This is a genomic window from Frankia tisae (assembly GCF_025403405.1).
GTDB lineage: Bacteria > Actinomycetota > Actinomycetes > Frankiales > Frankiaceae > Frankia > Frankia tisai.
This window is the reverse complement of the sequence record NZ_JANEZT010000865.1, coordinates 1-388: the sequence shown is the minus strand read 5'-3', so window position 1 is coordinate 388 and position 388 is coordinate 1. Positions and strand designations below refer to the sequence as shown.

Here is a 388-nt window from a genome sequence, read left to right as displayed (position 1 = left end):
GCGCCGACCCGGCCCTGCGTCCCGACATCTACGGCAAGGTCGGCAACTCGGGCGTGTCGATCGCGACGCTGGACGACATGAAGGTGCTGTACGACGGCTTCGACCTGTGCAGCCCATCGACCTCGGTCTCGATGACCATCAACGGCCCGGCCCCGACCATCCTGGCGATGTTCATGAACACCGCCATCGACCAGCAGATCGACAAGTTCGTGCTCGATAACGGCCGCCAGCCGACCGACGATGAAGCCTCGAAAATCCGCGACTGGGTCCTGATGAACGTGCGCGGCACCGTGCAGGCCGACATCCTGAAGGAAGACCAGGGCCAGAACACCTGCATCTTCTCGACCGAGTTATCGCTGAAGGTGATGGGCGACATCCAAGAATACTT

At 61.6% G+C, this 388-nt stretch carries 1 protein-coding gene; it reads left to right on the top strand.

Going from position 1 to position 388, the window contains the following annotated elements; genetic code table 11:
* On the top strand, positions 1-388 hold a 388-nt coding region (locus NBZ85_RS32040; protein WP_261563539.1), incomplete at both ends, for a methylmalonyl-CoA mutase family protein.